At 54.6% G+C, this 3,975-nt stretch carries 5 protein-coding genes; 3 read left to right on the forward strand and 2 right to left on the reverse strand.

Annotated features, from left to right (window positions below; all coding sequences use genetic code 11):
* Positions 1 to 82: 82 nt before the first annotated feature.
* From tnpA to tnpC, 3 genes are all read left to right on the forward strand, one after another.
* A complete protein-coding gene (gene tnpA, locus ADK28_RS31520; protein WP_049191698.1) occupies positions 83 to 412 on the forward strand; it encodes an IS66 family insertion sequence element accessory protein TnpA in 330 nt (109 codons plus the stop codon).
* Positions 406 to 744, forward strand: coding sequence for an IS66 family insertion sequence element accessory protein TnpB (tnpB, locus tag ADK28_RS11495; RefSeq protein WP_048795397.1), 339 nt, complete (start codon positions 406 to 408; stop codon positions 742 to 744). Before tnpA ends, tnpB begins: the two co-directional genes overlap by 7 nt.
* A 64-nt stretch (positions 745 to 808) precedes the next feature.
* Positions 809 to 2,311: an IS66 family transposase gene (gene tnpC, locus ADK28_RS11500; protein ID WP_048795398.1), complete on the forward strand. Its 1,503-nt coding sequence runs from the start codon at positions 809 to 811 to the stop codon at positions 2,309 to 2,311.
* A gap of 114 nt (positions 2,312 to 2,425) precedes the next feature.
* Here the strand turns inward: tnpC and ADK28_RS11505 are convergent, their stop codons facing one another.
* Together ADK28_RS11505 and ADK28_RS11510 are read right to left on the reverse strand one after the other, a co-directional pair.
* A complete protein-coding gene (locus tag ADK28_RS11505; RefSeq protein ID WP_161802710.1) occupies positions 2,426 to 3,379 on the reverse strand; it encodes a DUF4123 domain-containing protein in 954 nt (317 codons plus the stop codon).
* Positions 3,380 to 3,445: 66 nt separating this feature from the next.
* Complete coding sequence (locus tag ADK28_RS11510) at positions 3,446 to 3,790, reverse strand: hypothetical protein (RefSeq protein ID WP_048795706.1); 345 nt, start codon at positions 3,788 to 3,790, stop codon at positions 3,446 to 3,448.
* Positions 3,791 to 3,975 lie beyond the last annotated feature (185 nt).

The raw sequence follows: 3,975 nt of genomic DNA on the forward strand, positions 1-3,975 counted from the left end.
GTAAGCACGCGGTGAACTCACATTGTTAATCCTTGTGCGACTCGGCACGCTTGAACCTCATGTTCACTACGCAGGTTCCCCCATGCCAAAATCTCGCCATACCCTCCAACAACAGCAGCAACATGTCGCCGACTGGCAATTCAGCGGCCTGTCCCGCACTCAGTACAGCCTGCAACACCATCTCAATGTCAAAACCTTTTGCAACTGGGTCGGCAAGTGGACCAAAATCCCAACGTCACCGGCCGCTGAACCCCCTTTTATTCCGGTGACTGTTGCCCCTGAAGAGGCACCGCTATCCCTCCCCAACATAGACCCGCATATGCCCGCCATTACCCTGAATTTAAAACGGTGCTCCATCACCTGCCAGCCCAGCCAGTTGCCGGCCATCATGGCGGAGCTCAACCTATGCTAATGCCTCATGCCATCTGGCTGGCCCGTGAGCCGACCGATATGCGCCGGGGTATTGATACCCTGACCCGGCTGGCCGATGAACACTTGCCCTCGCCCTTACCGCCGGGAACCGCGGTGGTTTTCTGCAACAAGGCACGCTCACGCATCAAAGTGTTGCAGTGGGACAAGCACGGCGTCTGGCTGTGCACCCGCCGGTTGCATCAGGGCCACTTCACCTGGCCCCGCCCCGGGGATACCGCCTGGCCGCTGACGGCAGAGCAGTTCGCCTGGCTGACCAAGGGGGTAGACTGGCAACAGGTTGAGGGGCTTGACCTGCCGGGCTGGGAAACCTGAGACGTTAAACGTTAACGTCATGATATGACGTGATTATCACCGTCCGTTATGTCAAGCTGCTGATATGGATATCGACGCGCTGTTTACCACACAAGATCCCCATGAGTTACGTGTCCGGGCTCTGGCCCTGCTCGAAGCTCAGGCTCACTACATCCAGGCCCTGGAAGACGCGCTGAAGGCCGGCCGTCGCTGGCGCTTCGGCCGCAAGAGTGAAGCCTTCCAGGGCGAACAGCGGAGCCTGGCGGAAGAGGATGTCGATGCCGACACCGCCGACCTGGAACAGCAGTTGGCGGCGGTGTTACCGGCAGGCAAGGCGCTCCCTGGCACACCGCCCAAACGCCAGCCATTGCCGCCAGAGTTATCCCGTGAAACGGTCCGTCTTGACCTGAGCAGTCATGACTGCCCCGACTGCGGGCACGCCCTGCGCCCCCTGCGTGATGAGGTGAGCGAACGGCTGGAGTACATTCCGGCTCGGGTGGTGGTGCATCGCACGGTGCGCCCGCACTACAGCTGTCCCTGCTGTGAAACCGTCCATACCGTTCCCTTACCGCCTCAGCTTATCGAAAAAGGCCAGCCCGGTCCGGGGTTGTTGGCCCAGGTCACCGTAGCCAAATGCAGTGACCATCTGCCGCTATACCGTCAGCAGAAAATCTACCTGCGTCACGGTATCGATATTCCCTGCAGCACGCTGGCTGGTTGGTTCGGTGCGGTGGGGGCGGCACTGAAGCCACTGGCCGACGCCCTGCGGCAGGACCTGCTGCAGCAAGCGGTACTGCAGGCGGATGAGACACCGTTACTGTTGCTCAATCCCGAAAAAGGTCACAGCCAGAAGGGGTATCTGTGGGCCTACGTCAGCGCCGCCGGGGCAGACAGGGCGGTGGTGCTGTATGACTGCCAGCCGGGCCGCAGTGGCACCTATGCCAGCGCGATGCTGGATAGCTGGCAGGGTACGTTGGTCGTGGACGGCTATGCCGGTTACCGGGCGCTGTTCGACGAAGGTAGCGTGAAGGAAGCCGGCTGCTGGGCGCATGTGCGTCGGAAGTTCTTCGACCAGCACAAGGCGAACGGCAGTCCGGTGGCAGAAATCGCCCTGGCCACTATCCGCGAGCTGTACAACCTGGAGCGACGGATAAAGCAGCGCCCGGCAGAACAACGACGACGATGGCGACACCGTTATGCCAAACCGCGGTTGAAGGCGTTCGAAAGCTGGTTACAGGTGAAGCAGCAGAAGACGGCACCAAACTCGGGGATACGCAAGGCCATCGACTATACGTTGAAGCGATGGGCGGCGTTACTGGTCTATCTGGAGGATGGTCGGGTACCGATAGACAACAACCGGGCGGAGAACGTGATACGTCCGGTGGCGGTTGGGCGCAAGAACTGGCTCTTCGCAGGCAGTCTGCGAGCGGGTCAGCGAATGGCGAATATCCTGAGTCTGCTGGAGACGGCAAAGCTGAACGGTTTGGAGCCGTATGCCTGGTTGCGTGATGTACTGACGCGGTTGCCGTCGTGGCCGAACCGGCGGTTGAATGAGCTGCTGCCGTACGCCGGCAATACCTTCCGTTAGTCCTCTGAAAATCCAAAACACAAACTCACCTTGCAACGCAAGGTGAGTTCACCACGTGCTTACGCTGCTCACCAGCGTTGCCGATTTATTCTCACTCATGTACTCATCCTTGTTTTATGCTTCATCCATCATCTCAACCGCTTTACTGTACAGGCGGTCCATACGACTGCCTGCCGGGGTATATTCAGCGTCTCTCATGATGGCCTGCACCCAGGCGTCACCGATAAAACCGGGATGAAGCTCGCTTGCCAGCGCCAGGTAACGCACAATGTCGCGGTCATGACGAAAACCATATTCAAGAGCCTGCTGGTAGTGGTGTTCAGTAAACTGTTGCAGTTCGTTGTTTTCTGCATCGTGCCAACGGGGATGGTGTTGCCGGAGGTGGGCCATATAGCGTTGCAGTGTGTTCAGCAGGGAAGGCGTCAGAATGGCCTGCCACTGTAATGGGCTGAGTGTCCGGGGCTGCGTGATATTGGGGGGATGTTCACTGGGGTGAGTCAGTTCAAGTCTTTCAGCCGAGCCATCGGGCGCAAGATGCCAGAATTCAGCAACGGGACCGAAGAAAGCCGTTGCTTCAGGATGGGTACTGGCCTCCAGCAGCGGACGGACAACCAGCCAGTCGGCAAGGCGTAACGTCACATCGTCCTGTTCAGGCGTGGTCACTAGTAACCAGGAGCGCAGATGTTGTGAAAGCTTCTGCAGCTGCGTCTCTTCACTTCGGGAATAATGTTTCCAGGACAACCGGACACCAACGCCCCAGCCGTTACGGGTGAGGACATGTTCTTTCACTTGTTCCCAGTTACCCTGATTTACCGGGATGATATGTGGCGAAATGGACGCATGAATTTGCCCCGCTTTGTCCCAGTACAAACGCGTCAGTTCATTCTTTCCGGAATGGCGCTCTGCCTGCCAGGAAACCGCGTCATTAATGGCAGCTTCAGCAAGAATAAAACAACCGCCTTCTGCCAGTGTCTGGTGCCATTGAGTATGTGTAATTTGATGGTGTAAAAGATAAGGATGCAAAATCGCCACGGGTAATGCTCCCAAAACAGCATAACGTTCAGACAAGCAGATAACTTTAAAGATATTGCCGATTATCAAATTAAAAAAAACTAACAACAGCCCTTGTATTTTTCAATTGAGGCGTTGATAAGAACCGGGGTTCATATCATCCTCGACAAAGAAATAACCATTCTTTTCCTCATACTCCATGTCGAATAACTTAACCGAAAAATTCTCATCCCCACGACAAACAGCAGAAGTATTATTTTCCAAAACAGAAAAAAACACATACAGTTCATTTTCGTATTGATATTCAAAAGACACACATTCTTGCTTCAGTGTGGTTAAATGATTTTCCTTTATTTTTTTAATAGCAAGTTCGGATATGTCATTCATGTCCATTCGAGCTTGAACAGAAAAAGAAAAAACCAACACAAGAAGAACAAATAACCCACTAATAACCTTCATATAAATCACACCCACTCATGACTTTAATTAGCTTATTTTCATACGAAGAGTCAGTTGCGTAACCAGCATTCGCAACCTCCTGCACAAACTTATTTTTCTCTGTAGAAAATGAAAAAGCCTTGCAGATTGAACTTGTTACCCCCCCAAAAAAAACGAAGTCTCAGCCATATCGCCATGGTGCACTGTGAAACCAC

Origin of the sequence: Serratia sp. 506_PEND (assembly GCF_001076875.1) — a bacterium.
Lineage (GTDB): Bacteria > Pseudomonadota > Gammaproteobacteria > Enterobacterales > Enterobacteriaceae > Serratia > Serratia marcescens.